General features: G+C 71.3%; 18 protein-coding genes and 1 pseudogene. 5 read left to right on the top strand and 14 right to left on the bottom strand.

Annotated features, from left to right (window positions below):
- Positions 1-8: 8 nt before the first annotated feature.
- From ACWJ6R_RS04585 to ACWJ6R_RS04525, 13 genes and pseudogenes are all read right to left on the bottom strand, one after another.
- On the bottom strand, positions 9-512 hold the full coding sequence (locus tag ACWJ6R_RS04585; RefSeq protein ID WP_449060991.1) for a flavin reductase family protein: 504 nt from the start codon (positions 510-512) through the stop codon (positions 9-11).
- Between the two features lie 33 nt (positions 513-545).
- The gene (locus ACWJ6R_RS04580) at positions 546-1,139 is read right to left on the bottom strand and encodes an O-methyltransferase (RefSeq protein ID WP_449060980.1); all 594 of its coding nucleotides are present in this window, start codon (positions 1,137-1,139) and stop codon (positions 546-548) included.
- A gap of 61 nt (positions 1,140-1,200) precedes the next feature.
- Positions 1,201-2,616 (bottom strand): MATE family efflux transporter, encoded by a 1,416-nt coding sequence (locus ACWJ6R_RS04575; protein ID WP_449060979.1) that lies wholly within the window; start codon positions 2,614-2,616, stop codon positions 1,201-1,203.
- A 52-nt stretch (positions 2,617-2,668) separates the two neighbouring features.
- The gene (locus tag ACWJ6R_RS04570; RefSeq protein ID WP_449060978.1) at positions 2,669-3,838 is read right to left on the bottom strand and encodes a hypothetical protein; all 1,170 of its coding nucleotides are present in this window, start codon (positions 3,836-3,838) and stop codon (positions 2,669-2,671) included.
- Positions 3,839-3,902: 64 nt separating this feature from the next.
- The gene (locus ACWJ6R_RS04565) at positions 3,903-5,702 is read right to left on the bottom strand and encodes a S9 family peptidase (protein ID WP_449060977.1); all 1,800 of its coding nucleotides are present in this window, start codon (positions 5,700-5,702) and stop codon (positions 3,903-3,905) included.
- Positions 5,703-5,758: 56 nt separating this feature from the next.
- Positions 5,759-6,859: a SagB/ThcOx family dehydrogenase gene (locus ACWJ6R_RS04560; RefSeq protein ID WP_449060976.1), complete on the bottom strand. Its 1,101-nt coding sequence runs from the start codon at positions 6,857-6,859 to the stop codon at positions 5,759-5,761.
- A gap of 48 nt (positions 6,860-6,907) precedes the next feature.
- Positions 6,908-7,975: a SagB/ThcOx family dehydrogenase gene (locus ACWJ6R_RS04555; protein WP_449060975.1), complete on the bottom strand. Its 1,068-nt coding sequence runs from the start codon at positions 7,973-7,975 to the stop codon at positions 6,908-6,910.
- An 876-nt stretch (positions 7,976-8,851) separates the two neighbouring features.
- Positions 8,852-11,994, bottom strand: a pseudogene (gene ileS, locus ACWJ6R_RS04550) (isoleucine--tRNA ligase).
- A 354-nt stretch (positions 11,995-12,348) separates the two neighbouring features.
- Positions 12,349-12,789 (bottom strand): hypothetical protein, encoded by a 441-nt coding sequence (locus ACWJ6R_RS04545; RefSeq protein ID WP_449060974.1) that lies wholly within the window; start codon positions 12,787-12,789, stop codon positions 12,349-12,351.
- An 18-nt stretch (positions 12,790-12,807) separates the two neighbouring features.
- Complete coding sequence (locus ACWJ6R_RS04540; RefSeq protein ID WP_449060973.1) at positions 12,808-14,514, bottom strand: CHAT domain-containing protein; 1,707 nt, start codon at positions 14,512-14,514, stop codon at positions 12,808-12,810.
- Positions 14,511-15,785 (bottom strand): hypothetical protein, encoded by a 1,275-nt coding sequence (locus ACWJ6R_RS04535; protein ID WP_449060972.1) that lies wholly within the window; start codon positions 15,783-15,785, stop codon positions 14,511-14,513. The genes ACWJ6R_RS04540 and ACWJ6R_RS04535 overlap by 4 nt, the downstream gene beginning before the upstream one ends.
- A gap of 428 nt (positions 15,786-16,213) precedes the next feature.
- Entirely contained in the window at positions 16,214-17,203 is a 990-nt protein-coding gene (locus ACWJ6R_RS04530) for a HEAT repeat domain-containing protein (protein ID WP_449060971.1), read from the bottom strand.
- A 22-nt stretch (positions 17,204-17,225) separates the two neighbouring features.
- On the bottom strand, positions 17,226-17,867 hold the full coding sequence (locus ACWJ6R_RS04525) for a HEAT repeat domain-containing protein (protein WP_449060970.1): 642 nt from the start codon (positions 17,865-17,867) through the stop codon (positions 17,226-17,228).
- A gap of 221 nt (positions 17,868-18,088) precedes the next feature.
- On the opposite strand from ACWJ6R_RS04525, the gene ACWJ6R_RS04520 reads away from it, so the two are divergent.
- The gene (locus ACWJ6R_RS04520) at positions 18,089-18,541 is read left to right on the top strand and encodes an iron chaperone (protein WP_449060969.1); all 453 of its coding nucleotides are present in this window, start codon (positions 18,089-18,091) and stop codon (positions 18,539-18,541) included.
- Positions 18,542-18,606: 65 nt separating this feature from the next.
- On the opposite strand, the gene ACWJ6R_RS04515 is transcribed toward ACWJ6R_RS04520, so the two are convergent.
- Positions 18,607-19,470 (bottom strand): hypothetical protein, encoded by an 864-nt coding sequence (locus tag ACWJ6R_RS04515; RefSeq protein ID WP_449060968.1) that lies wholly within the window; start codon positions 19,468-19,470, stop codon positions 18,607-18,609.
- A 260-nt stretch (positions 19,471-19,730) separates the two neighbouring features.
- On the opposite strand from ACWJ6R_RS04515, the gene ACWJ6R_RS04510 reads away from it, so the two are divergent.
- From ACWJ6R_RS04510 to ACWJ6R_RS04495, 4 genes are all read left to right on the top strand, one after another.
- On the top strand, positions 19,731-21,092 hold the full coding sequence (locus tag ACWJ6R_RS04510; RefSeq protein ID WP_449060967.1) for a sensor domain-containing protein: 1,362 nt from the start codon (positions 19,731-19,733) through the stop codon (positions 21,090-21,092).
- 161 nt (positions 21,093-21,253) lie between these two features.
- Positions 21,254-21,898, top strand: coding sequence for a LuxR C-terminal-related transcriptional regulator (locus ACWJ6R_RS04505; protein ID WP_449060990.1), 645 nt, complete (start codon positions 21,254-21,256; stop codon positions 21,896-21,898).
- A gap of 403 nt (positions 21,899-22,301) precedes the next feature.
- Positions 22,302-23,381 (top strand): class V lanthionine synthetase subunit LxmK, encoded by a 1,080-nt coding sequence (gene lxmK, locus ACWJ6R_RS04500; RefSeq protein WP_449060966.1) that lies wholly within the window; start codon positions 22,302-22,304, stop codon positions 23,379-23,381.
- Positions 23,381-24,042, top strand: a 662-nt coding sequence (locus ACWJ6R_RS04495) for a T3SS effector HopA1 family protein (RefSeq protein ID WP_449060965.1), incomplete at its 3' end; no start/stop codon positions are given. The genes lxmK and ACWJ6R_RS04495, both read left to right, overlap by 1 nt.

The raw sequence follows: 24,042 nt of genomic DNA, 5'->3' as shown, positions 1-24,042 counted from the left end.
CCGGGCTCCTAGTTCTTGAAGGCGTCGGCCGGAACGAGGGCGTCGTCCGACGAGTCCGGTCGCAGGCTCAGATAGGAACCGTTGTGGAACAGCAGCGGCGGCCGCTCCTCCCGGGAGAGGTGCACCGTCGTCACCGAGCCGAGGAACAGCACGTGGTCACCCGCGGGATGCGCCGCGTACGGCATGCACTCGAAAGCCGCCACGGCTCCCGGGACGATCGTGTTGCCGTCGGCGCTCGCGGTCGCCCCCAGCAGGTTCGCGGCTTCCCTGCCGGACGGCCGGTCGTGCCGGGCGAACAGTGAAGCCGTGTTCCGCTGGTCGGCGCTGAGGACGTGGACGGCGAACGGGGCTTCGCCGTCCAGCCGCGCCCGCATCCGGCTGTCCTGGCGGACGCTCACCGCGATCAGGAGCGGATCGAGGGAAACGGAGACCAAGGAGTTGGCCGTCATGCACTCCACCGTGTCCGGCCCTCCCTGCGTAATGACCGTCACGCCGGTGGGGAGACGTCTCATCGCCGACCGGAAGATCGCATTGTTCGGCTTCATCTACCCGGGCTGCGCACCGCTGCGATAGGTCGCCACGACGATCCCGGAGGCCCAGTCGATGAGCGTCGCCGTCAAGCCGGGCTCGGCCACGATCTCCTTGCGGAACCGCTCGACCCTCGCCGGATGGTCCTCCGTCCAGGTGTCGCCGGGAAGCAGGTCGTCCGCGACGAACAACGCGCCGTCCGCCAGATGCCGGTAGAGCGTCTCCCGCTTCTCGAACTTGGTGATGGTCGTGTCGACGAAGACCATGTCGAACGGCGGCCCGCTGTAGTTCTCCAGCCATTCCGTCGCGTCGGCATGGATTATCTCCACGCGGGGATCGGCGGCGAGGACGTCCCGGGAGATCCTGGCCACCTTCTCGTGGATCTCCAGCCCGATCAGCCTGGCGTTCTGGTCCATTCCGGCCAGCAGCCAGCCGGAACCGACTCCCAGGCCGGATCCGACCTCCAGAATGCGTCCTCCGGGTTTGCTCGCGGCGAGGGTCCGCAGCAGCGCCCCGGTCCGCGGTTCGGATGACAGGCGCCATGACCCCCGGTCCGCGATCGCTTGTGCCTTGACGACGAGAGGCGGTACGTCCACCGGAAAATCACTCACGGTGCGGTCCTTTCCTTTTCCACTGGATCAGGTGAGGCGGTATCCGGGCGAGGAAGCGCCGTCACACCCTGTTATCGGCGTTATCGGCGGCCGCGGCGTCATCGGCGGCCGCGGCGGCCTTCCTGCTCTCCGCCCGGACGGACATGTGCGCGAACATCTCGGTCAGCACCAGGCGGGCCAGCCAGTAGGACGCGACGGCGACGTAGGCACCGGTGATGCCGAGTTCCATGACGTCGGTGAGCAACCAGGCGAGCGGGAGCTGGACGAAGAGCGCGGTGGCGAGGTTGCTGTACATGTCGTGATCGGTCTTGCCGAGCGCCCGCAGGATGCTCAGGTTGCCGAGGGTCCAGGCCATCAGCGGAATGCAGAGGGCGACCAGGGGGAGCGCCTGCGCGGTGGCGTCGATCACGGGTTCGAACGAGGTGAACAGCCTTGTCACGGCCGTCGGGAACACCACCAGGAGCAGGCTGATCACCAGCGCCGGCACCAGCAGTACGACCCGGCCGACGCGCCAGACGCTCCAGACCTCGGAGATGCGCCCGGCACCGGTCGCGCGTCCGACGAGGATCCTCACCGCCGCCCCGAACGCGCTGCCGACGGCGAACAGGAAGATGATGATCTCGAAGGCGATGCGCCCGCCCGCCAGCTCCGACTCGCCCAGCCTTCCGATGATCGCGAAGAAGACCGCCAGACTGGCGTAGTCGAGGCCGGTCGAGAGGATGGCGGGCCAGCTCAACCGGGGAACCGAGGTCGCGAAATCGACCGGCTTTCCGATGTCCGGCCGCCGCAGGAGATCGGAAAGGCCGAAGTGCCGTGCCGACACGGCCAGCAGCACGACGCCGACCAGCCATGACAGCGTCGTCGCCAGTCCGTTGCCGGTCGCGCCCAGCTCGGGGAAAACGCCTGTCCCGTAGATGAGCAACCAGTCGAGGACGAGGTTGACGGCGTTGATCACGATGCCGGCGACCATGGCGTAGCGCGGCTTCCGGTAGGCGTTGAAGACGGCTGCGAGCAGGGAGAAGGGCACCAGCAGCAACAGGGTCGGCGCCCGGGCCGTCAGGTAGTCGGCGCCGATCGCCTGCAGCCGGGCGTCACCGCCGACGGCGAAGCCCGTCAGCCATTCACCGGCGACCGTGCAGAGCAGCGTCAGGAGGACGGCGATGCCCCCACAGAACCACGCCGACGACGTGAGCGACCGGCGGATTCCCGCAGGATCCTCGCGGCCGGCGAATCGCGCGGCAAGGATCTGGTGCCCGGTGAACGAGGCCAGGACGATGCCGGCGAGGATGTCGAACATCGCCGCCGCGCCCGAGACGGCGGCGAGTTCCGCCGTTCCGTAATGACCTATCATCGCCGTGTCCGCGATCCCGGACATCGATGATGAAAGAGCGCCGATCAGCATGGGCAGTCCGAGCGTGAATATCTGCGCACCGACGCTCGGCGCCTCTTCGACGGCGCCTTCCTTTTCGCTCGCCAAGTCCTTTCCTTCCTTTCCTGTCCGCTGCGTCCCGTGAACGGCCCTCCGGGAGCTAGCCGTTCACGTTTTCGAGGAACTCTCTCGCTTCGATGGCGGAGGCGTCCAGTTCCACGCAGCGCCCCATCGCGTTGAGCGCGGCTCCGCGCTCGCCGATGAACTCGTAGCACTGGGCGGCCCGGAACCATCCCATGGCTCCGGAAACGGTCCCGAGCTCGCCGGCCCGTGAATACCAGGCCGCCGCTTCCGCGTAATCGCCGGTGACCAGGTATCCGTCACCCACGACCAGCACGGCCTCGATGCAGTAAGGGTCCAGCTCGTTCAGGCGACGGCACCAGTCGCGTATGTCGTCATCCGATTCGTCTCCCCGGGCACGCGAAACGGATTTGATCCGCGACTCGATGATGATGCGCTTGTTCTCCAATGCGACCGTCATATCGGTGCCCTGACCGAGCCCTGCCAAGAGCCGGTCGCCGAATTCCATCGCCAGAGCCAGTTCGTCGCGCATCGCGTCCGGCCGGCCCTCGGCCAGCCGGAGCAGCGCGACCGCCCGGTGGAAACGGCTCCGCACCAGCCAGGCATGCCAGTCGTCCCGCGGGACCGACCCCAAGACCCGCTCGCCCAGGCCCGCGAACGTGCCGGCCAGCCCGGTCCGGTCCCCGCCGCGGATCGAATGACCGATGCCCTGCGCGCAGGAGGCCAGCGCCAGGAGGGGGTCCTTGGCCGCGGCCAGCTCGCGGAAGAGGGCCAGCGCCTTCGGCCCGTGCCCCGGATAACGGGCGTGGACACGGGCGACCTCGTAGACGTAGCGGTCATGGCCGGGATCGCCGGTGGGCGCCACGGGACCGGCCAGCTCCAGGGCGTACTGGCAGTAGGACAGCTGGGCGAGCTGGAAGACGACCAGCGCGCGCGGCGCGGGGTCCAGTTCGGGGAAGCGGTCGATGGCCCGCATCAGGACGTTCCACTGCGGGGTCCGCAGCTCCTCGGGCAGCTCGGTGGGGCGGCGGCAGTCGTAGTGGTCGAGGCCGGCGTGGCGCAGCACCTGGTGGCGCAGACCGGCCACACCGATCATGGCGAACCAGGACCAGCGGTCCGGCCGGGGGTCGGCCAGCCACTCCGACACCGGCTGGATCATGCGCAGGCGCAGCGGCGCCACGGGGCTGTCGGTCATGTCGATGATGGGCCGCCAGAACACGCCCAGCCGGTTGTGCTCCAGCGGGGGCATGCCCGACAGCCGGGGGAACAGCCCCCGGGGATCGCTCCGCGTGTAACGCCTCTGGAGACGGAGTTCAACGGACGGCAAGATGACCCTCCAGGAAGTTCTTGACGTGTTCGAACAAGGTCTGCCTGTTCGCGTTCGATCTCACGTGGTGGCCCTCGTCCTCGAAGCGCAGGTAGCGGATCGGGACGCCGAGCGCGCGGGCTCTGTCCACGAAGCCGTCGACCTCGGCCACCGGCACGCGCGGATCGCGCACGCCGTGGGCGACGAGCAGGGGGGCGCACGATCCCGTCAGCGCGTGCAGGGGGGATCTCGCCGCGAGCGTGGGCCCGTCCAGCCGGCGGCCGTCGCGCGTGGTGAGGATCTGCCGGTCCAGCAGGACCGCCAGCGGCTGCCAGTAGGACGGAGGTTTCGCGGTGAACGAGATCAGGTCGCACGGTGGGCTGATGGCGATGGCGCCGCGCACCAGATCCGGGCGGGTGCACGCGGCGAGCAGCGAGACGTAGCCGCCGTACGACGCTCCGAGGAAGACGACCCGATCGGGGTCGACGAGCCCCGCCGCGACGCCCTCCGCGACGGCGTCGTAGAGGTCCTGCTGCATCCGGCCGCCCCACTCGCCGTTCCCCGCCTGCCGGAAGCCGCTGCCGTACCCCCGGGAACCCCGGTAGTTGACGTGCAGCGACAGGTAACCGAGAGAGGCCAGGTACTGCGCTTCGGCGTGGAAACGCCACAGGTCCCGGCCGGCCGGACCGCCGTGGACCAGCACCGCGGTGGGGAAGGGCGGCTCGCCGGAGAGCGGCCGCATCGCGTACCCCCCCAGTCTGAGGCCGTCCCCCGCGGTGACGATGAAGTCCCCAAGCCGCGGAAGCCGGTGCCCGCGCAGTCCGGGCCTGTTGACGAAGAGGGGCTCCGCCCGGCCTGTGGCGGGATCGTGCAGGTGATAGGCGATCGGACCGTCGTCGTGGACATGGACGACCAGCCAGGTCCGGTCGTCGGCGCTGCGGTCGATGATGATCGGCGTACGGGCGCTCGCCACCAGCCGTGACACCGGCCGTTCCAGGCCGTCGGTGAGCGGGTGGTACCGCAGCCGCTGGCCGATGACCGCGCAGATGTCCGGCAATCCTGTCGCGGGGTCGAACCAGACGCCCTCACCCGCGATCGGATAGCTTTCGACGTCGAGGTCCGTGTCCTGGAAGACCGTGGAGGCGGTGGCCGTCTCGGAGTCGATCGACAGCAGTCGCCGTGTCGGCGCGCCGGCTCCGCTCAGTAGGAACAGCAGCCTCCCGTCACGGCTGAACCCCTGGATCGAAAGGTCCGCCGCGTCCTCGGCCTCGATCTTGAACACCACTCGCGCCGCGTCCGGGTCCTCACCGAGGAAGACGTGGACGGAGCCGTCCTCGGTGATCCGGGTTCCTCCGCGCGGCCGTAGCCCGGCGTCGACGAGCCACTGGTGGAACCCGGGGTTCGCCGCGACCGGCACCGGGTCGGCGGCGGGTGCGGTCAGGTCGACGCCGACCAGGTCGGGAAGCCGGGAGCCGGGCCCGCGGTGGCCGCACAGGACCGCTGCGGGGTCGGAGGCCGAGAGCCAGTACTCGGTGACCGATCCGGGCAGGGACAGGTCGATCCGGGCATGGGTGCCGGCGTCCAGCGCGGACAGGCTCCAGCGCTCGCGCCCTCGCGGGGCGCGCCGGTACAGGAGCCATGATCCGTCGGCCGACCACCGGAGGTCCCCGATCGTCTCACCGTGGTGCACGGCCGCCCGGCGCTCGGTGCCGTCCGCCGTGCGCAGCCATAGCTCCTGGCCCTGCTCCGCGGTCCGGACGAAGCCGACCGACCGACCGTCGGGGGAGAGCCTCGGCCAGGTGTTCATCTCCGGCGTGAGCAGCTCACGCCGGAGCTCGGTTCCGTCATCGTCCCGTCGAGGCGTCACGGGGCATCGACGTCCCGCTCCCAGGCCGACTCCCCGTGGAAGTCGATCCCCGCACCACCGCGCGACAGTCCCATGGTGAGCGTGTACACGGGAGCGTGGCGCCGGTCTTCCAGACCGTGGAGCCCGAGGTAGGCCCGATCCTTCTGCGCGGGGGTGACCAGTGTGCTGAGGCCGTACGACATTCCCAGGATGAGGAGTTCCTGCCCGAGGATGCCCGCTTCCAGGTACAGCCGCCGCAGGCCGTGCTCATGCCGGTACCGCCACTGGTAACGCGGGAAGTCCGCGACCATTCCGAGGGTCCACGCCGCGGTCGCGGGGGAGTGCATGCCCTGCAGGACGTCGATCATGGTTTCCCGGTGGTCGCCCGGCCGGATTCCGGTCAGCTCGTGGTCGAGGAGCTCGTAGCGGTAGGTGCCGGGTTCGACGCCGTCCACGTTGTAGACGCAGAGGTGGAAATCCCAGGCGGAGCCGTAGCTGTCCAGATAGGACATCGGCTGGGAATCGTCCGTCCGCGCCGCTCTCTTGCGCACTTCGGCCAGGCCGTACCAGAGCAGGCCGGACAGCCGGCCGAGGGCTACGGGCTCGTTCACGTAGGCGCGTCCGCTACGCCGCGTCGCCAGCAGCCTCGACACCGGCTGGGCGCCCGGGGAGGCTGGCTCGCCGAGCGCGACCCTGGGACCGCTCAGCCGCACCGGCTCGGGAGGCGGCCCGTCCTTGCGCAGGTACTCGGCGACGGTCGCCTCGCGGATGGCGCCGTCGCGGTCGGTCGTGTCGTCATAGGCCCAGCGGCGCGACGCGACGTAGTACTGGTCCGACGGGTACCATCCGCGTCGCTGCCAGTGCCGCCAGCCGGGCAGCAGCCGGTCGCGCTCCTGCGAGCGGTCCAGGGCCTCCAGCCAGCCGTCGCGGTTCCCGGTGAGATCGCCGGTCGTCCGGCCGCCCGCCAGGATGTACTCCGACAGGGACTCGGGGGACCACCGGAAACGGCGTCCCGTCACGGTGTCGGTCACCTCGACGTCCGCCGCCTCGGCATCGACGGCCGGCCGGATTCTGAATCCGGTCGGCCAGGGTGTCTCCTCGGCTCCAGCCAGGGACATGCATGATCCTTCCTGTCCGGTTCAGTCCTGCGCGGAGGAAGCGTTCTCCTAGACGCCGTCGGCGATGGCGACCGTGAGCATGTAGCCCTCGCGCATGCCGTCGAGTCCGAGCGCCCGTTCGATTCCGACCGCGAAATCGCAGTAGTAGATCCCTGCCGTGAGCCCGAGGGACCGGGCCGAGAGCCGCAACGCGCCCGCGACGTGTCCCGCGTCCATGTGGACGGTGCGGAACGTCCGGGGCTCCCGGTAGCGGTACATGTTCCGCTCGAACACACTCGTCACGACGTACAGCGCCTTGACCTCGAACGGGAAACGCTCGATGGTCTCCGGGAACAGCTCGTGGAGGGTCCCGTCGTCGAACGCGATCTCCTCGATCCTGCGCAGCCCGAAGGGCCGCATCGTGACGTGGTGCCAGCCGCGCTCGACGCCGGGAACGTCACGGACGATCAGGTACCCCTCGGAGGGGTGCCGGCCGCCTCCGGAAGGGCTGCTGCGCCGCAGCAGCGGAGCGGAGTCGGTCCGCGGCGTCAAGGTCCCCGTGGCGCCGAACGCCATCGCGGTGATCTGCGCCAGCGCCTCGGAGTCGAAGCGGGCCGGCGCCTGGGATCCGTCCCACACCGCTTGGGCGGTGCCCGACGGCATGTCCGCCGAAGGGGGCGCCAGAGGGGTCTCCGGCCGGTCGAGGTAGTCGAGCTTGACACGGTCCGTGTCCGGCTCCTGCGCCTGGTAACCGCGCATCCGGGACTGGTCCGTGGTGATCGCGATGGCTTCCGAGTAATCCACGCACGGATAGTCGAAGGAGAGCGCGTGGTACTCGACGGCCTCGTGCCAGCCGAACCGGCTCCATCTCCTGCGGATGTCCAGCAACCACATCAGGTCCGGATCGTCCTGCAGGGACGACTCCTCGACGATCAGATCGTGGCGGAGAAGGGAGTCGACCACCCGCTCCCAGTAATCGGTCTCACGAGGGTCGGCGGTGCTCTTGGCCAGTTGCCTGGCGAGGTCCTGAGGGGAACGCGGCCGGCAGGCCGCCACGAGTGCCGCGGCCACCGGCCGGGTCAGCTTGTAACGCCGCCGCTCGATCAGGTTCTCCGCCAGCCAGTGCCGGCCGGGCACATCGGAGGGGGGAATGAGCCGGACAGCGGGATTGAGCCGTACAGGCATTGCTCTCCCTGAGATGTCGGTCGACGATAACGGATCTGCGATCGGCGCCGGGGAGCCGAGCGGTCGGCCCCCCGGCGCCTGGCGCCTGATCGGGAAACTCAGTAGGCGCTGCTCTGGATCAGCATGACCTCGTAAGCCGACGTCTCCTCGACGACGTCCACCTCCGTGGCGGTGGTCAGGGTCTCAGACATATCTCACCTCCTCTTGCCGGGAAGTCGTACAGATAGCCGGATCCGACACAGACAATATCCGTACATGAATCTTGACAGTCAATAAGCAAACCGAATTCACCTTGTGACTAAAAGTTACATGCACGGTCAATATCATTGAAACGGTCGGCCCCACTCGGCACGGGCGACCACCGCGAAAAAGGGACACATTTACCGCCGACCGGAACCCTGCCGCGGAGCACGTCGCGATCGACGCCCGCCGCGGTGTCCGACCGGGAGGGAACCGCGGCCGCCGAGCCGGACATCGCCCGCGCTCACCCCTTCTGAACTGGGCACGGGATCACGGTCGGACCGACCGCCCCGGCCGGGCCGGATGGGAGCAATATCGCGAATCAGCGGCGCCGATACACCGTGAATACACCGCGAGCATCACGCCCGCACGACCCCGCACCTTTTCCAATATTCCCTAAAACCCTCACGACCGCCGCTTGGAATCACCTCTCCGGAGGCTCGGCCGGTCACGGAGAAAAGTTTTTCCGCTCCTGTCCGTGACCGGTTCCGATGCCGCAGGATTCAGTCACGGGCGAATTCTGCGGCACCGTGGCCGGTCGCGGACAGGCCGGATACCGATTGAGGGCCGCGCCTCCGGAGCGGCCGGTCACACGCAGGTGAACCAGAACGTCAGACCCAGCTCTCCGTCCGTGTGGCGGGGCAGGGCGGCGCCGGGCCGCCCACGCGTGACCTCCGCGGCCAGCACCTCGGCGGCGATGACGGCGGTGTGCTGTTCCAGAGCCGCGGCGAGCTCCTCGTCTGCGGTCTGCCACCACAACGCGATGCGGTCGGAGACGTTCAGGCCGGACGCCTTCCTGGCTTGCTGTATCAGCCTGACGGCCTCACGCGCCATGCCGCTCCGGAGCAGCCCGGGGGTGAGCCGGAGATCGAGCGCGATGGTCTCGCCGTCCGCGCTCCGCACGCTCCAACCGCTCCGCGGCAGCTCCGTGACGACGACGTCATCCCGCCCGATCTCCACCTCGCCGACTCCGGCGACATGCAGGATCGCGGATCCCTCGGCGCGTATCCGGGCGGCCAGCCACCCGGGATCGGCGCTCCGGACGGCCCGTGCCACATCTTGCGTCCGCCTGCCGTACCGCCGGCCCAGCGCGCGGAAGACCGGTTTGACCTGGATGTCGATCGGGCCGCCGTCCTCGGTCTCGGAGAGGGCCAGCACCTCTTGGACGTTCAGCTCCTCGGCGATCTGCTCCCGCAGGGAGAGCGGGAGTGAGGCGAAACCCGGTGCGTTCACCAGCGCCCGGGACAGCGGCTGGCGCACCCGGACGCCGTTGGAGACGCGTGCCGCCCGGCCCAGCTCGACGATCCTCCTGACCAGTCTCATCCACGTGGACAGCTCCTCGTCGACCGCGCCCTCCGGCACGGTGGGCCACGTGGCCAGATGGACGGAATCGGGCGCCTCCGGGACGCGCAGCAGACTCCACACGTGATCAGAGAGGAACGGGACGACCGGCGCCAGCAGCCGGGTCAGGACCTCCAGGCTCTCGTACAGGGTGGCGAACGCCGACGCGCCGTCCGAGGTGGCCGCGCCCTGCCAGAAACGGCGTCGCGAACGGCGGACGTACCAGTTGGACAGGTCGTCGATGAACCGGGAGAGGGCCCGGCAGGCGCGGACCGGGTCGAAGTCCTCAAGGGCGCCTTCCACCTCCGCCGCCACCTGGTACAGCTCCGAACGCACCCACCGGTCGAGAAGCGGGCGCTCGGCGGGGGGAGGAGCCTCCCGGTCCGGGGTCCAACCGCCGGCCGCAGCGTAGAGGGCGAAGAAGGAGACGGTGTTCCAGTAGGTCAGCAGGACCTTCCGCACGATCTCGTCGAGCTGCTCGTGGTTGATCCGGCGCGCCGACCAGGGGGAGCCGGCGGCCGCCATGAACCAGCGCAGCGCGTCGGCGCCGTGCCGGTCCATGAGCGGCATCGGCTCCATCACGTTGCCGAGGTGCTTGCTCATCTTCCTGCCGTCCTCCGCCAGGATCAGCCCCAGGCACAGGACGTTCTCGTAGGGCGAGCGGCCGAAGACGAGTGTCCCGACCGCCATCAGCGAGTAGAACCATCCGCGGGTCTGGTCGATCCCCTCGCAGATGAACTGCGCCGGGTAGGTGGCGCGGAACCGCTCCTCGTCGATGTGCGGCGCGCCCCACTGAGCGAACGGCATCGCCCCGGAGTCGTACCAGGCGTCGATCACCTCCGGTACGCGGGTCGCCGGGGCGCGCACCGCGGACAGGGGAAGACCACTTCGTCGATGTGGGGTCGGTGCGGATCGAGGCGCGACAGGTCGGTGCCCGAGAGCTCCGACAGCTCCGCGAGCGAGCCGGCGCACACGACGTGCCCGTCCGCGCACTCCCAGATGGGGAGCGGCGTGCCCCAATAGCGGTTACGCGACAGCGCCCAGTCCACGTTGTTGCGGAGCCATTCACCGTAGCGGCCGTCCTTGACGCCCGAGGGGTACCAGTTGGTCACCTCGTTCTGCGCCAGCAGTTCCTCTCGGACGGCCGTGGTCCTGACGAACCACGCGGGCAGGGCGTAGTAGAGCAGCGCGGTGTCGCACCGCCAGCAGTGCGGGTAGTCGTGTTCGTGGTCCTCGGCCCGGTACAGCAGACCGCGGCGGCGCAGGTCCTCGACGATCGGCGGCTCGGCGTCCTTGACGAACGAACCGCCGACGAGGGGCAGCCCGTCGTCGAACCGGCCGTCGGGGCGGACCGGATTGACCACCGGCATCCCCGCCGCGCGGACCGCGGTGAAGTCGTCGGCGCCGAACGCGGGCGCCAGGTGCACCAGCCCCGTGCCGTCCAGCGTGGTCACGAAGTCCGCGGCGAGCACCGTGTGGCCCCTCTCGACGGGAACCAGGTCGAACGGCGGCAGGTAACCGCTGCCGGCCAGCTCGTGGCCGGTGAGTTCCCGCTCCACCCGCGCGTCCGCGCCCAGGACGTCGGCGAGCCGGTCCCGGGCCACGACCACGGCGCGCTCCTCGCCGGGAACGCGCGCCACCGTGTAGACGATGTCGGGGTGCACGGCCACCGCGGTGTTCGAGACCAGGGTCCACGGCGTGGTCGTCCACACCAGCAGGTCGGCTCCGCCGGCGAGCGGGCCGGAGGTCACGGGGAGGCGCACCGTCACGGAGACATCGGTGACCGTCCGGTAGACGTCGGGCTGGCCCATCTCGTGGTCGGAGAGGGGGGTGCCGCATCGGGCGCAGTACGGGCTGATGCGGAAGTCGCGGACGAGCAGCCCTTTCTCGAAGATGACCTTGAGGGACCACCAGACCGACTCGATATAGGCGGTGTCCATCGTCCGGTAAGCACCGGAGAGGTCCGTCCAATACCCCATCCGGTCGGTCAGTTCCTCGAAGGCGTCGACATGGCGGAGCACCGACTCGCGGCAACGGGCGTTGAACTCCGCCACGCCGTACTTCTCGATCTCGTGCTTGCTCGAAAGGCCGAGTTCCTTCTCCACCGCGACCTCGACCGGGAGTCCGTGGCAGTCCCAGCCCGCCGTGCGGGGGACATGGTGGCCCTTCATGGACTTGAAGCGGGGGAACACGTCTTTGAAGACGCGGGCTTCGATGTGATGCGTACCCGGTAATCCGTTGGCGGTCGGCGGACCCTCGTAGAAGACCCACACGGGGCCGCCCCGGGTGCGTTCGAGGGACCGCTCGAAGACGCGGTCCTCCTTCCAGCGGCGGAGAACTCCGCGCTCGATTTCCGGTAGATCGATCCTGGGAGGGAGAGGACTGAACACGAGCGGACCTCCGGAGCCGAATGAATTCGTTTCCGTCTGGAGGGACGATGCCTGCGGCACCGCGGTACCACCCTCCTTGGCCGGGGAGCCCGGCCCTCTTGATTCGCGTCCACGACTGCCGGTTCTAATGAGCAGGCCGGTGGGCATGCCGTTCTTCCGGCGGCTCCGGAGTGATTGCTCCATCAACGCCTTGTCCGTGACACCGGAAACTCTAACCCAGGCGCAATTCCACTGCACGGGCACGAGATGCCGGGCGCCCCACGGCTTTCGAAATGATACGGACGGGGAATCGCGCGCCGAGCGATCCCCCGGAGACCACGGCCCGGCCGGACGGCGTCACCGCCGTCCGGCGTCCTAGACCTTCCATTTCCGCTGCGCCGGGTCCCAGCGCAGGACGGTGCCGTCGGGGATCGCGCTCACGGTGGAGGCGAGGGCGGACATCTCACGCGCGGCGACCTTGCCCGCTTCCATGGCCGCGGTGTCGAAGACGAATGTCACCCGGGTGCTCCGGTCCGTGATCGCCGCCTCCCCGTCCTGCCTGTCCTTGCCCAAGGGCAGCACGTACTTCAGCAGCCCCCACAGCCGTTCGCCCGCGGACTTCCCCGCGCTCTCCGCCAGCACCCCCAGCATGGCGCCCAGGGCGCTGATTATCAGGACCACGATGTCCGGGTCGACGCCCATCGTCGGAGTGAGGTCGTCCACGTCGAAGCCGAGCGATTCGGCCTCCGCGGAGAAGGCGTCGGCCTCCTCAGGCGACATCTTCTCGAAATCAACATAAAGCACCACGTATTCCATTCATCCTCCTTTGTCGGGTCAGCGCCCTGTGTATCCGAAGGCAGCCCAGTAGACGGGCTCCTTGTAGGGGATCGCCGCGTTCCGTTGACCGGCGAATGCCGAGGACCGCCGGCGGGAGGTCAGCTCGGGGTAGCGGGTGGCGATCTCGGCGCCGTCGGCGCCGCGGAGCCAGCACTGCGCCTCGGTCAGTGCCCGTGCGGGTGACCGGCCTGCGGCGAGGAAGTCGTGGAAGCGGTTGAGGAGCAGCATCGCGGCCCGCTCGTCGACCTGCCATTGCGCGGCCACGACCCCGGCGGCCCCGGCCTGGATCAGCGCCGCGGGCAGGCCGACCGCCTCGTTCGGCGCCGCGGTGCCCGTGGTCTGGCTCTCGCAGGCCGCCAGCACCACCAGTTGCGGCCGGCCCGGCGGACGGCCCATGAGCGCCCCCACCGACAGCCGTCCGTCCATCAGCTCCAATCCGCCGAGCAGCGGATCGGCCGGCTCGGCCCGGCCGTGACAGAAGAACTGCACCACGGTCGCGTCGGCGAGCCGGTCGAGCACCTGGGCGCAGGTGGCGTCGCTGAGCCGGTCCGAGGCAGGCCGGTACCTCTCGGTCAGCGCGGCCGCCTGCCTGCGGGCGACGCGCAGCGCGGGCAGGCCCCGCGCCTCGGCGGCATCGACCACGAGCACGCGTGGCGCCGGCTCGACGGTCAGCGGGTCGTCGAGGGCGGCGCGCGCGTTCGGCAGGTATCTGACCGCGAGGGGTTCTCTCTCCGGATCGTCGATGGTGGCCTCCAGGAGCGCGGCGTTGAAGGGCAGGTTGCCGAGTTCGCCCACCGGTATCAGGGCGATCTCGGCGTCCCCCCTCAGCTCTCGCACCAGGGGACCGAGCTTGTCCGCGAGCAGGCGCACTCCTGCGGCCAGCGCGCTGGGCACCGGATCCGGCCGCTTCAGGGCGGCGAATTCGTCGCCGAGGCGCAGCTCCGGCAGGCGCACCCACCGGGGCCCGCCGTGGCCGCGGACGATGAGGGCGTAGCCGGATTCGTAGGCGCAGGCGATGTAGACGGCGGGTGCCCGGCGGGCCGCCCGCCGGATCAGCTCGTACGGGGGGACCTCCAGTGAGTCGGCGGTGCCCGCCGTCTCGGCGCTCTCCCGCGTCACCCGGGTGACCTCGGCCGCGGCTCGTTCGAGATCGGACGGGGTACCCGTGGTGAAGGCGCGGCCGGCCCGGACGATGGGCACGCCGGCCGGGCCGCCGTCCCGGTACAGGCGCCGGTAGGCGTCCGCACGGCGCCGGATGGCCCGCTCGTACGCGGCGACGAGATCGCCGCGCCCGGCGGCCTGGAGAGCCGTCCTGGTCCGAGGATCGAGGCCGCCGATCATGCGGGTCAGCAGGACGGCGCGGGAGTGCTCGACGACGGTTACGGCGTCGCGGACCTGTCCGGCCTCGGCCAGGCGGTAGCCCGCCTCGGCCGCCGCGTGCTCGGCTCGGCCGAGGACCCGGTACTGCTCGCTGGTCGTGCCGCGCCGCAGGGCCTCCCTGGCGGTGACCACCGCGCGCATCCGGTACGCCTCCGCCAGCTCCGCGTCCGTGCCGTGACGCCGGGCCCACGCGACGAACGTGTCGGCGACGGAGGTCAGGTCGACGACGCCGTCGGAGAGCCCGGCGGTGAACGCGGCCCGAGCCCGCTCGGCGACGCCTCCCGCGGGGCCGGACCGGCGACCGCGGTGCCACGGGAGCCTCACCCGGTTCCCGCCCGGAGGACGGAGAGATCGAGGAGCAGCGCCCTGGCGCCGGACTCGATCGGCGGGCCGTGCCGGACCAGCCGCGTGAGGATCGCCTCGGCCTCGTCGAGGTCGCGCACGTCGTCGTCCAGGTGCGCGGCCCGCCTCAGCAGCACGTCCGCGAGGCCGAGTTCGGTGGTCGGGCGGATCTCGGACGGCAGCCCGAAACGTCGATCCAGTGCCCGCCGGACCAGCTCGACGGCTTCGTCGAAGCCGTCCTCCTCTCCCATCGCCGCCCCCTGGGAGAGGAACATGCCGTACATCGCCAGCTCCTGCGCCCATACGGGCGTGCCCGGCGTCATGCCGTCGATCGCGGCCAGGTGCTCTCGCTTGACGGCTCGGTAGAGCTCGCGCGTCTCCTCTTCCGCGCTCGTCTCCCCGGCCCCGTCGCCGCGCTGCCGGGCGTGGGCGAGGGTCTCGTCCGCGCACCGCATCCGGAACACCAGGTAGGAGGCACGATGCCCGTGCAGCTTGGCCCTGCCCGCCGGTAGTCCGGGGTTCTCCCCGACCACCTCGGCGAGCAGGTCGATCGCTTGGGCGTACCGGCGCCCGTCCCGGCTGCGCTCGGCCAGGACGCTCTCGGCGTTGACCAGGTGGTCGGCGGCCGAAAGCGCGATCACAGGATCCAGCGCGGGGTCGGTGAGCGCCGCTCGCAGGAGAGGCATCGCCTCCTGCACCCGATCGGAGTCGTCCTCCCGTACGGCCAGCGTCATCAACGCCCGTGCCCGGTTGAGCCGCTCAACGGCCCTGTTGGCAGCGGGCAGTTTCGCGTCGTCCGGTGGTGTCCGGGTGGCGGCGTCCACCGACGCCGCGTCACGCAGCGAGTCGACCGCCAGCGGCTGAAGGACCTGCATCTCGGTGATCTTCCGCCGCTGCCGGGCGTACACCGGCGCGGCGACCACCCCGACCAGGGCCGCGGCGGCCAGTGCCCAGCGCCGGTCCGCGCCGAACGCTCCGAGCAGCAGACCCGCCGCGAGTGCGGGCTGCAGCGCCCAGACGAGCACGATCAGCCAGAGTCGTCCGCTTCTCGTGAAACGCGCCGCCCAGGCCGATCCCGCCACCAGGAAGAGGTTGAGCGCGGTGACGCCGGTCAGCGCGGCGGCGCCGGCGGCGGCGTAGCCGGGGCTGCCCGAGACGATCAGCAGGCTCGCACCGCAGAACGTGAAGAGCACCGGCAGGCCGAACGCCGCGACCAGGGCGAGACGCCGCCATCGATCATCGCCATCGTTCATCACCGTGAACCCCCGCCATCGATCCCCGCCTCACCCCGTGCCGTCGCCGGCCTCGCAGGGCCGAGGCCGGTTTCCACTCGGCCGCGAGACATGACGCCGCTGTACGCCGGACGACGGCGACAGTTCGGCCATCGTGCGAATTTCCCACTATCTCGGAAGCGATAGGTCTATATGCATGATTTCGGGCATGACATTCGGCGACGTGGGCGTCGATGATGCGCTGGTCACCGTACATGGCCGACACAGAAGGACTGCCTTAACGGTTCGGCGATCTCGAATCCCCATCGGTGAGGTAAATTGTGCACGCACGTGTGCAGCGTGTAAAGGAACGGTCCAAAAGCAGATAGACCGAAATCCCCGATTGATGAAACCGGAATTCGCCGGTCGGGCCCCCGCGCGTCATCCCGGGAGAAGCCGGGAGAGATCCGTCATCGTGTGTCGCGTATCCCGAGGATGTACGCCGCGGTGAGCGCGACGGCGCGGTCCTCGTCCCGTGACAGCTCGGCGAGGGCACGTGACGTCGTGGTTCCGGGGATGTCCGCGAGCGCCTCCGTCAGCCGGCGGCGCGCGGACGATCCGAGGGCGCCGCGGGTGAGGCGGCCGACGAGCCCGGCGGCGATCCGATCCGCCAGCGCGGGACGGCTCGCCAGCGCGCTCAGCGCGTCGGCCGCGTCGACGTCGTTCACCTCCTCCGCGATCATGTCGATGAGCGTCGGGACCGCGTCGGCCACCCCGCGCGCCCCGAGCGCCAGCGCCGCGTATCTGCGGACCGCGATGTCGGGGTTCGCCAGAGCGTCCCGCAGCAGTGCGGTCGCCTCACCGTCCGGAATCTCAGCGAGGGACTGGACGGCGCGTTTCCGCACCTCGGCCACCGGTGAGCCGAGGGCCTGCGCCAGCAGCGCCGATCCGCCGTCACCCGATCGCGCCAGAGCCCACCGGAGGGCTCCGGCGACGTTCGGGTCCGTCTCGCTCAGCACCGCCTCGACCAGTGCCTCCACCGGCACCGGGACCTCTTCGGCCGAGGACAGGGCGGCACGCTGACGGCTCCCGGCGCTCTTCGATCCCAGGGCCTGCAGGAGCGCGACGGTCTGGAGGACGTCCTCCCAGTTCGCGGGTCCCGCGGCGGCGATCCGGCGGAGCCGCGTGAGCAGCTCCGTCTCAGCGGCGATGCGTTCTCGCACCTGGCGGATGAGGTCGTCGACGAGTTCCGCGGGCGCGAAGCCGGGATCGTCGAGCGCGCGCCTGACCTCGCTCAGCGACAGCCCCAGCGACCGCAGGCTCTCGATGTGGAAGATCCGCCGGATGTCCTCGCCGGAGTACTCCCGATAGCCGGCGTCGGTACGGCCCATCGGCCGCAGCAGGCCGAGCGAGTCGTAATGTCTGAGCATCCGGGCGCTGACCCCGGAGCGTCGCGCCACGTCACCGATCAACACCGTCTCGTCACCCCTCCTGGCCGGTCGTGCCGAGGGCCATGATGCGCTTCGCCTCCTCGATCGCGAACTCGAACCCGGCGTCGGGGTCGCGCGCGAGCCGTTCCGTGGCGATCGCGTGCCCGCGCACGCGAGGGTCGGGATCCGTCATCGCCGCCCGCAGGGTCGGCGTGACCGCCTCACCGAGTGCGATCAGCGCCCGGCTGAGGCTCAACTGCGTCTCGCGCCCGCCGCGCCCGAGCTGTGTCGCCAGCACTCCGGCCAGCCCGGACTCCTCCCCCTCCGGCACGAGTGCGACCGCTGCCCGCCAGGCGCTCCGCGCCACCTCGTCATCGGCGTCGGCCAGGAGCGCCCGTGTGATCGCCGGCCACGCCCACCGATCCCCGATCTTGGACAGCGTGTGCAGCGCCTGGCTCCGGGCCCGCGCGCGCTCGGAGCGGAGTTCACCGATGAGCTCCGGGACCGTCGCCGACGACGGGTGGCGGGTGAGCGCCCAGGTGAGCATCTCACGCACGTAGAACTCGGGCTCGATCGCGCAGCGCTCGATGAGCCTGCCGACGAATCGCGGGTCCGGGGCCGTGCCGACCGCCAGCGCCGCCCGCAGCCGCACCGACGGGTCGCCGTCCTCCAGCCCCTGGAGAGCTCGCATCATGTCCGTGTCCTCTCCCCTGTCCTCTTCCCGGGACTCTTCCCGCATGGTCATCGGGACCACCTCCTCGGACACAGTGAAGGCCTTGTCACTGTGTCAAGGTCAAGCGGGATCACACCGCGAGGCCGGCGGGCGCCCGCTGCGCCGCATCGTCATCGCATAGCGGATGTATCAATCCGGACGGGCATTCTTGTCTCATACCGAAAGCGATGAGGGAGAGCACGATGAGCAACGTCGAAAGCGGCACGTACGAGGGGTTCACGGCCGAGGAGCGGGCCGCGATGAAGGAGCACGCCCAGGAGCAGAAGAAGGCGGCGCGCCGCGGCTCTCGTGCGGACAAGGCGGCGGAGGCGGAGCGGGACGTGCTCGAGAAGATCGCCGGGATGCAGGACTCGGACCGGATCATGGCCGAGCGCGTGCACGCCGTCGTCACGGCCAACGCCCCGGACCTCGCGCCGAAGCTCTGGTACGGCATGCCCGCCTACGCGCTGGACGGCAAGATCGTCTGCTTCTTCCAGAGCGCGGAGAAGTTCAAGGCGCGCTACGCGACGCTCGGGTTCAACGACCTGGCGAAGCTGGACGAGGGCACGATGTGGCCGACCGCTTTCGCCCTGACCGAGGTGACGGCCGAGGTGGAGGAGCGGATCGCCGCGCTGGTGAAGCAGGCGGTGAGCTGAGGCGCCGATCGCCGCGCCGGTGAAGCAGGCGGTGAGCCGAGGCGCGGATCACCGCGCCGGGCGCGTCACCATCCGCCTTCGAAGAAGGCCAGGAGCGCCGGCGCCGAGTCCGCCGCGGAGGCCGTGTTCGCCGCACCGATGACGATCACGGCCGGCGACAGCAGCGCGGACAGGACACCGAACGACCCGAGCACGCGTCTCGCCCGCCGGTCGGACGGGTCCGTCCGCGCGAACCGCTGCCACGACGCCACGCTCATCCCGATGAGGACGACCGCCGTGACCACGGCGACCCCGGCCAGCACCGCGTGGTACCGGGAGAAGTCGCTGATCATCACCTCGAGGGCGGGCGGGATCGGGTCGCCTCCGTCCAGGGAGCCGGCCAGCCGCCGCCTGACCTGGTCGAGCGTGCCGGCGAGCGCTCCGCCGGTCTCGCCGGCCGTCAGCATCGGCAGCAGCGAGGAGAGGGGCGCCACCGCACCCTGGACGTTGGCCATCACCGCCAGCAGCGAGAACAGCCCGAGCATCGTGGTCAGGACGCCCGCCGACGCGAGGGCGGCGCTCCTCGCCGCCCCGTGGCCGCCGGCCCTCAGGAACGCCTTCCAGAGAAGGACTCCGAGCGCGACGAGCACGATCAGCAGGATCGCGGCGATCACGCCCTTGGCCACGTGGTAGCGGAACCAGTGGTCGACGACGCTCCGCAGGTCCGGGGGGAGGTCCGGGCCCCCGGAACCCCAGTATCCGACGAACGCCTCGCGGAGGGCCGCGACGAGGACGCGCCTGTCGGCGAGACCGCCGTCCTGCCCGCTCGCCGCCAGCGTGCTCGGGGCGACGACGAAAGCGGCGGCCAGTGCCGCGGCCAGGGCGGCGAGTACGGCGAGCAGGCGGCCGGGGACGCCTGCGGATCGCGACGGGGCTGTGGGACTGTGCAAGGGGAACCCTCCGGTTCGGTCGGGCGCGTCGTGACGCCGTGTCATTCCGATCACCATTCCGCACGGCGGTCACCCGGTCACCGGGGTGCGCCGGACACTCGGAGGTGGGGCCTGCCCCACCTTCCGATCCCGCCTCCGGCGGCCACGGCGAGCGGGGGATCGCCCGGTCCCGCCCGTGCTCGCCAGGGGTCGCCCGTGCCCACCCGTGCCCGCCCGTGCTCGCCAGGGGTCCGCGGCGTTCGGATGGCTAGGCTGGGAGCATGATCGGGTCGTTCCCCTCCCCGGTCCGGCCCGGGTGGCGGTCGGGCGCCGGGTTCGTCTTCCGCACGGGGCGTCGCACGGTCGTGGAGTCGCTGTACCTGCTCACCGCGCCGGTGACCGCCGCGGCCGGCCTGCTGCTGGTGCTCACCGGCCTGGGCATCGGAGCGGTCGGTTCACTGCTGCCGGGCGGGTCGCGGGTCGCGACCGGCGGCCTGGCGCCGGTGCGGTGGTTCACCGACGTGGAGCGGTGGCGGATCGCCAAGGTGCGTTCCGTCGGCGCCGGGGGGCGTTCCGCCGCCGCCCGGGTGGAGGGCGCGGGTCGGCGGCGGAGGCCGGAGGAGACGGCCGCCGCGTCCGATCCGGGGGTGTGGCTCGGTGCGGCGCACGCGGTGGCGGTGCTCCCCGTCGCCCTGGTCACCTCGGCGGTGACGGTGCTCTGGTGGTTCGTCGGCCTCGGCGGCAGCACGTCCGCCCTGCGCGGCTCCTACGCGTCCGTCGGGCGGATGCGGCCCATGACCTTGACCATGGGCGACGCGCGGTCCCACGTCGCCCTGAGCCTGGGACTGACGTCACCGGCCGAACGACTCACCTTCGGAACCGTGCTCGGCCTGCTGGCGCTGCTCACCCTGCCGCTGATGACCCGGGCGTGCGTCGCCGTCCAGGCGGGGTTGGGACGGACGCTGCTGTCCGACGCGTCCGCGCTGCACCGCAGGATCAGCGGGCTGGAGCAGGAGCGGGACACCGCCCGCGCGCAGACCGTCGCCGCGGTGACGGCCGAGGCGGCCGCGCTGCGCCGACTCGAACGCGACATCCACGACGGGCCCCAGCAGCGGCTGGTCCGCCTGGCGATGGAGCTCGGCCGCGCCCAGCACAACTTCGACAGCAGACCGGAGGTCGTCCGTACGGCGCTCGCCGACGCGATCGTCCAGACCGAGGAGGCGCTCGAGGAGCTGCGGGCCCTGTCGCGCGGCATCGCCCCGCCGGTCCTCGTCGACCGCGGCCTGCGCGCGGCGCTCACCACCCTGGCCGCGCGCTCGACCGTGCCCGTCGATCTCGACGCCGGTCCCCTGGACCGCCGGCTGGACGCCGCCGTCGAGACGGCCGCGTATTTCGTGATCGCCGAGGCGCTGACCAACGTGGCCAAGCACAGCCACGCCGACCGGTGCGTGGTCGGGCTGCGCCACGGTGAGGGGATCCTGCGGGTACGGGTGACGGACGACGGAGTGGGCGGCGCCGCGCTGGACAAGGGACACGGGTTGCGGGGACTGGAGGACCGGCTGCACGCGGTCGGCGGCCGGCTGCGGGTCACCAGTCCCCACGGCGGCCCGACGACGGTCACCGCGGAGCTGCCGTGCTGCTGAACCCGTACGGGGCGACGTCCGCGACGGCACCCGCACCGACACCCGCGACGGCACCCACGACGGCGCCCGGTGCGGCACCGGAACCGGTGTCCGGTGCGGCACCGGAACCGGTGTCCGCGACAGCGTCCGGACCCTCGCCGGACCGTGCGGTCCGCGGTCCGCTGCGGATCGTCGTGGCCGACGACGCGGTACTGCTGCGCGAGGGACTGGTGCGCCTGCTCGTCGAGGACGGCCACCAGGTGGTGGCCGCGGTCGGCGACGGCCCGGCCCTGGTCGAGGCGGTGCTCCGGCACCGCCCGGACGTGTCGATCGTCGATGTGCGGATGCCGCCGACCTACACGGACGAGGGCCTGCGCGCGGCGATCGCCGCCCGCTCGCGGCTGCCCGGCGCCCCCGTCCTGGTGCTCAGCCAGTACGTGGAGGCGTCCTACGCCGGTGATCTGCTCGCGGACGGCTCCGGCGCGGTCGGGTACCTGCTGAAGAACCGGGTCTCCAGGGTCGCGGAGTTCCTGGACGCTCTGGACCGGGTCGCCCGGGGCGCGACCGTGCTCGACCCGCAGGTCGTCGCGGAGCTGCTGGCCGGGCAGCGCCGGGGCGATCCCCTGGGGGCGCTGACCGCGCGGGAACGGCAGCTCCTGGCTCTGATGGCCGAAGGGCACTCCAACACGGCCATCGCCGAGCGGCTGGTGGTCTCCGCCAGCACGGTGGAGAAGCACATCGGCAACGTCTTCGCCAAGCTCGGCCTGCCGCCCGACGACGCCCTGCACCGCCGGGTGCTCGCCGTCCTCGCCTACCTCAGGGCCTGACGGCGAGGCGAGAGCTCCTCCAGCCCTCCGCGGGCGGGCCCGTCACCGCCGCCGACAGGCCGGAAACGGCCGGAGCGCTTCCCCGCGAAGCCCTCTGAAAATCTGACAAACAACCCGGACAAGAGTCCGGACAGATTTGTCGACCTCGCCTGAAGCGACTCCTAAGTGCCTCGCACGATGCTCTCTCCCATGACGAGCCCACCGTGGTCGGTCACGGCGGGTCCGCCGGTCCCGTCCCGGGCTCGTCACCGTCCTCCCTGACGGCACCGCCGTCGATCGTCATCCATCGGGCGTTGAGAAAGAGGCACAGCCATGTTCACGGAATGCCGGTGCTCGTGCACCGGCGCGGCCACCGGAAGCCGGCCGCGCCGCGTCTCCCGCTTCCGGGCCGACGGTGACGGCCGTGGATGAGCAGCTCAGACCGGTCCCGGTGCCGCTCGACCAGGTCCCCCAGGTCGCGGAGCTCCTCACCGGACTGCGGCTCGGCGTCCTGCGGGAGGAGAACGTCTTCGCGTTCTCCGGCCGCAACGACACCTGGGCGGGTGTGACCGACGCCGGCGTCCCCGTCTTCGTCAAGCGCGCCCTCGGTGAGGCCGGCCAGGTCCGCCGGAGGGTGGAACGCACCAGGGCGATGGGCGAGGCGCTCGACGCGCACCCGGTGATCGACGCACCCCGCTTCCTGGGCGGCGACGAGACCTCCGGCCTGCTCGCCTTCACCCTGCTGCAAGACGCGCGCAACGGGGCCGACCTCGCCGAGAAGGACGCCTTCACCTGGGATCTCGCGCACGCCGCGGGCATCCGGATCGGAACGCTCCACGCCCTGCGCGCACCGCTGCCCATCGCGGCGGACACCTCCGAACCGCCGCTGCCGCCGCGCGACCACCTGGCCGCCCTGCCGCTGGAGGTCTACAACGCCTCCAGCGGCGCGGAGCTGGAGGCGTGGGCGATCCTGCACGACGACCCCGAGATCGTCGAAGCGATCATCGGCGTGTGCGACCGGGAGAGCCGGGGCCCGCGCGTCCTGGTCCACGGCGACCTGCGACTCGACCAGTTCCTCCACCACGAGGGGACGCTGTACCTGACCGACTGGGAGGAGGCCCGGCTCGCCGACGCCGCACGGGATGTGGGCGCCTTCGCCGGGGAGTGGCTCCACCGGGGCGTGCTCGGCATGGCCGGTCCCGAGGACGGCATGAGCGACCGCGAGGTCGTCGCCGGCGGCGCCCGCCGCTTCGAGACCCTGCGCCCCTACGTCGAGGCGTTCTGGACCGGCTACCTCGACGCCCGCCCCGCGGCGCGCGACGACCGCGAGCTGGCAGTCCGGGCGGCGGCCTTCGCCGGCTGGCACCTGATCGACAGGGTCATCGCCGCGGCCCGCCGGCGCGGCCGGCTGACCGCCCTGGAACGCGCGGTGGCCGGCGTCGGCCGTACGGCCCTGCTCCGTCCCGCCGACCTCACCGGCACGCTGGGCCTGGGGGAGAGATGATGAAGCGATCGCTGGACCGGGTGCGCATCCACCCGGACCTCGCCTCCGCCACGGTCGACGACCGCGAGGTCACCGCCGACGGGCCCAAGGCGCTGCGCGGCGCGCTGGCCGACGCGCTGTACGACGCCTTCCACGCGGGCCGTGACCCCGCGGCGGGACGGCGGCACAAGTCGCTGCGCGACCCGGACTTCGAACGCCTGCTGCGTGCCGCGGTCCCGCACGACGACTGCCCCGCCCTGGCCCTGGCCGAGCCCGGAACGCCGGGCGTGGTCCGGCTGAACCGGGTGCGCGTGCGGATCCCCGAGTCCCGCCTCGGCGAGGAGGTCGCCACCCCCGCCGGGCCGGCGCGCCGGGTCAGCCTGCCGGCCGTGCAGGCGGCGATCTCACCGGGCTTCCTGCTGGTGAGCGGCTCGGCCGGGCACGGCCTGGAAGAGGGCGCACGGCTGCGGGTCTACCTGGGCGCCGGGAGCGCCGAGGCCGCCCCCGCCCTGTGGGGCGCCGTGCTCGAACGGCTGGAAGGGCTGGGGCTCCCCTACAACGCCAAGGTGCTCTCCGCCCGCCGCCTGTACCCGCGCCGCGACAGCATCGTGGTCTACCTGGGACACCGCGCCTGGCACGCGGCGCCGGAGATCGCCGCCGCGGCCGCCGCCGCCGGCGGGCT

The organism is Planomonospora algeriensis (assembly GCF_977012225.1).
The sequence above is the reverse complement of the archived record's forward strand: the minus strand, read 5'-3'. Positions and strand labels throughout refer to the sequence as shown.

What these genes read in the sequence shown, in the direction of transcription:
- ACWJ6R_RS04585 (WP_449060991.1), bottom strand. Translation starts at nt 512, where the DNA reads ATGAGACGTCTCCCCACCGGCGTGACGGTCATTACGCAGGGAGGGCCG.
- ACWJ6R_RS04570 (WP_449060978.1), bottom strand. Translation starts at nt 3,838, where the DNA reads ATGCCCCCGCTGGAGCACAACCGGCTGGGCGTGTTCTGGCGGCCCATC.
- ACWJ6R_RS04565 (WP_449060977.1), bottom strand. Translation starts at nt 5,702, where the DNA reads ATGAACACCTGGCCGAGGCTCTCCCCCGACGGTCGGTCGGTCGGCTTC.
- ACWJ6R_RS04560 (WP_449060976.1), bottom strand. Translation starts at nt 6,859, where the DNA reads ATGTCCCTGGCTGGAGCCGAGGAGACACCCTGGCCGACCGGATTCAGA.
- ACWJ6R_RS04545 (WP_449060974.1), bottom strand. Translation starts at nt 12,789, where the DNA reads ATGGAATACGTGGTGCTTTATGTTGATTTCGAGAAGATGTCGCCTGAG.
- ACWJ6R_RS04535 (WP_449060972.1), bottom strand. Translation starts at nt 15,785, where the DNA reads ATGAACGATGGCGATGATCGATGGCGGCGTCTCGCCCTGGTCGCGGCG.
- ACWJ6R_RS04525 (WP_449060970.1), bottom strand. Translation starts at nt 17,867, where the DNA reads ATGATGCGAGCTCTCCAGGGGCTGGAGGACGGCGACCCGTCGGTGCGG.
- ACWJ6R_RS04520 (WP_449060969.1), top strand. Translation starts at nt 18,089, where the DNA reads ATGAGCAACGTCGAAAGCGGCACGTACGAGGGGTTCACGGCCGAGGAG.
- ACWJ6R_RS04510 (WP_449060967.1), top strand. Translation starts at nt 19,731, where the DNA reads ATGATCGGGTCGTTCCCCTCCCCGGTCCGGCCCGGGTGGCGGTCGGGC.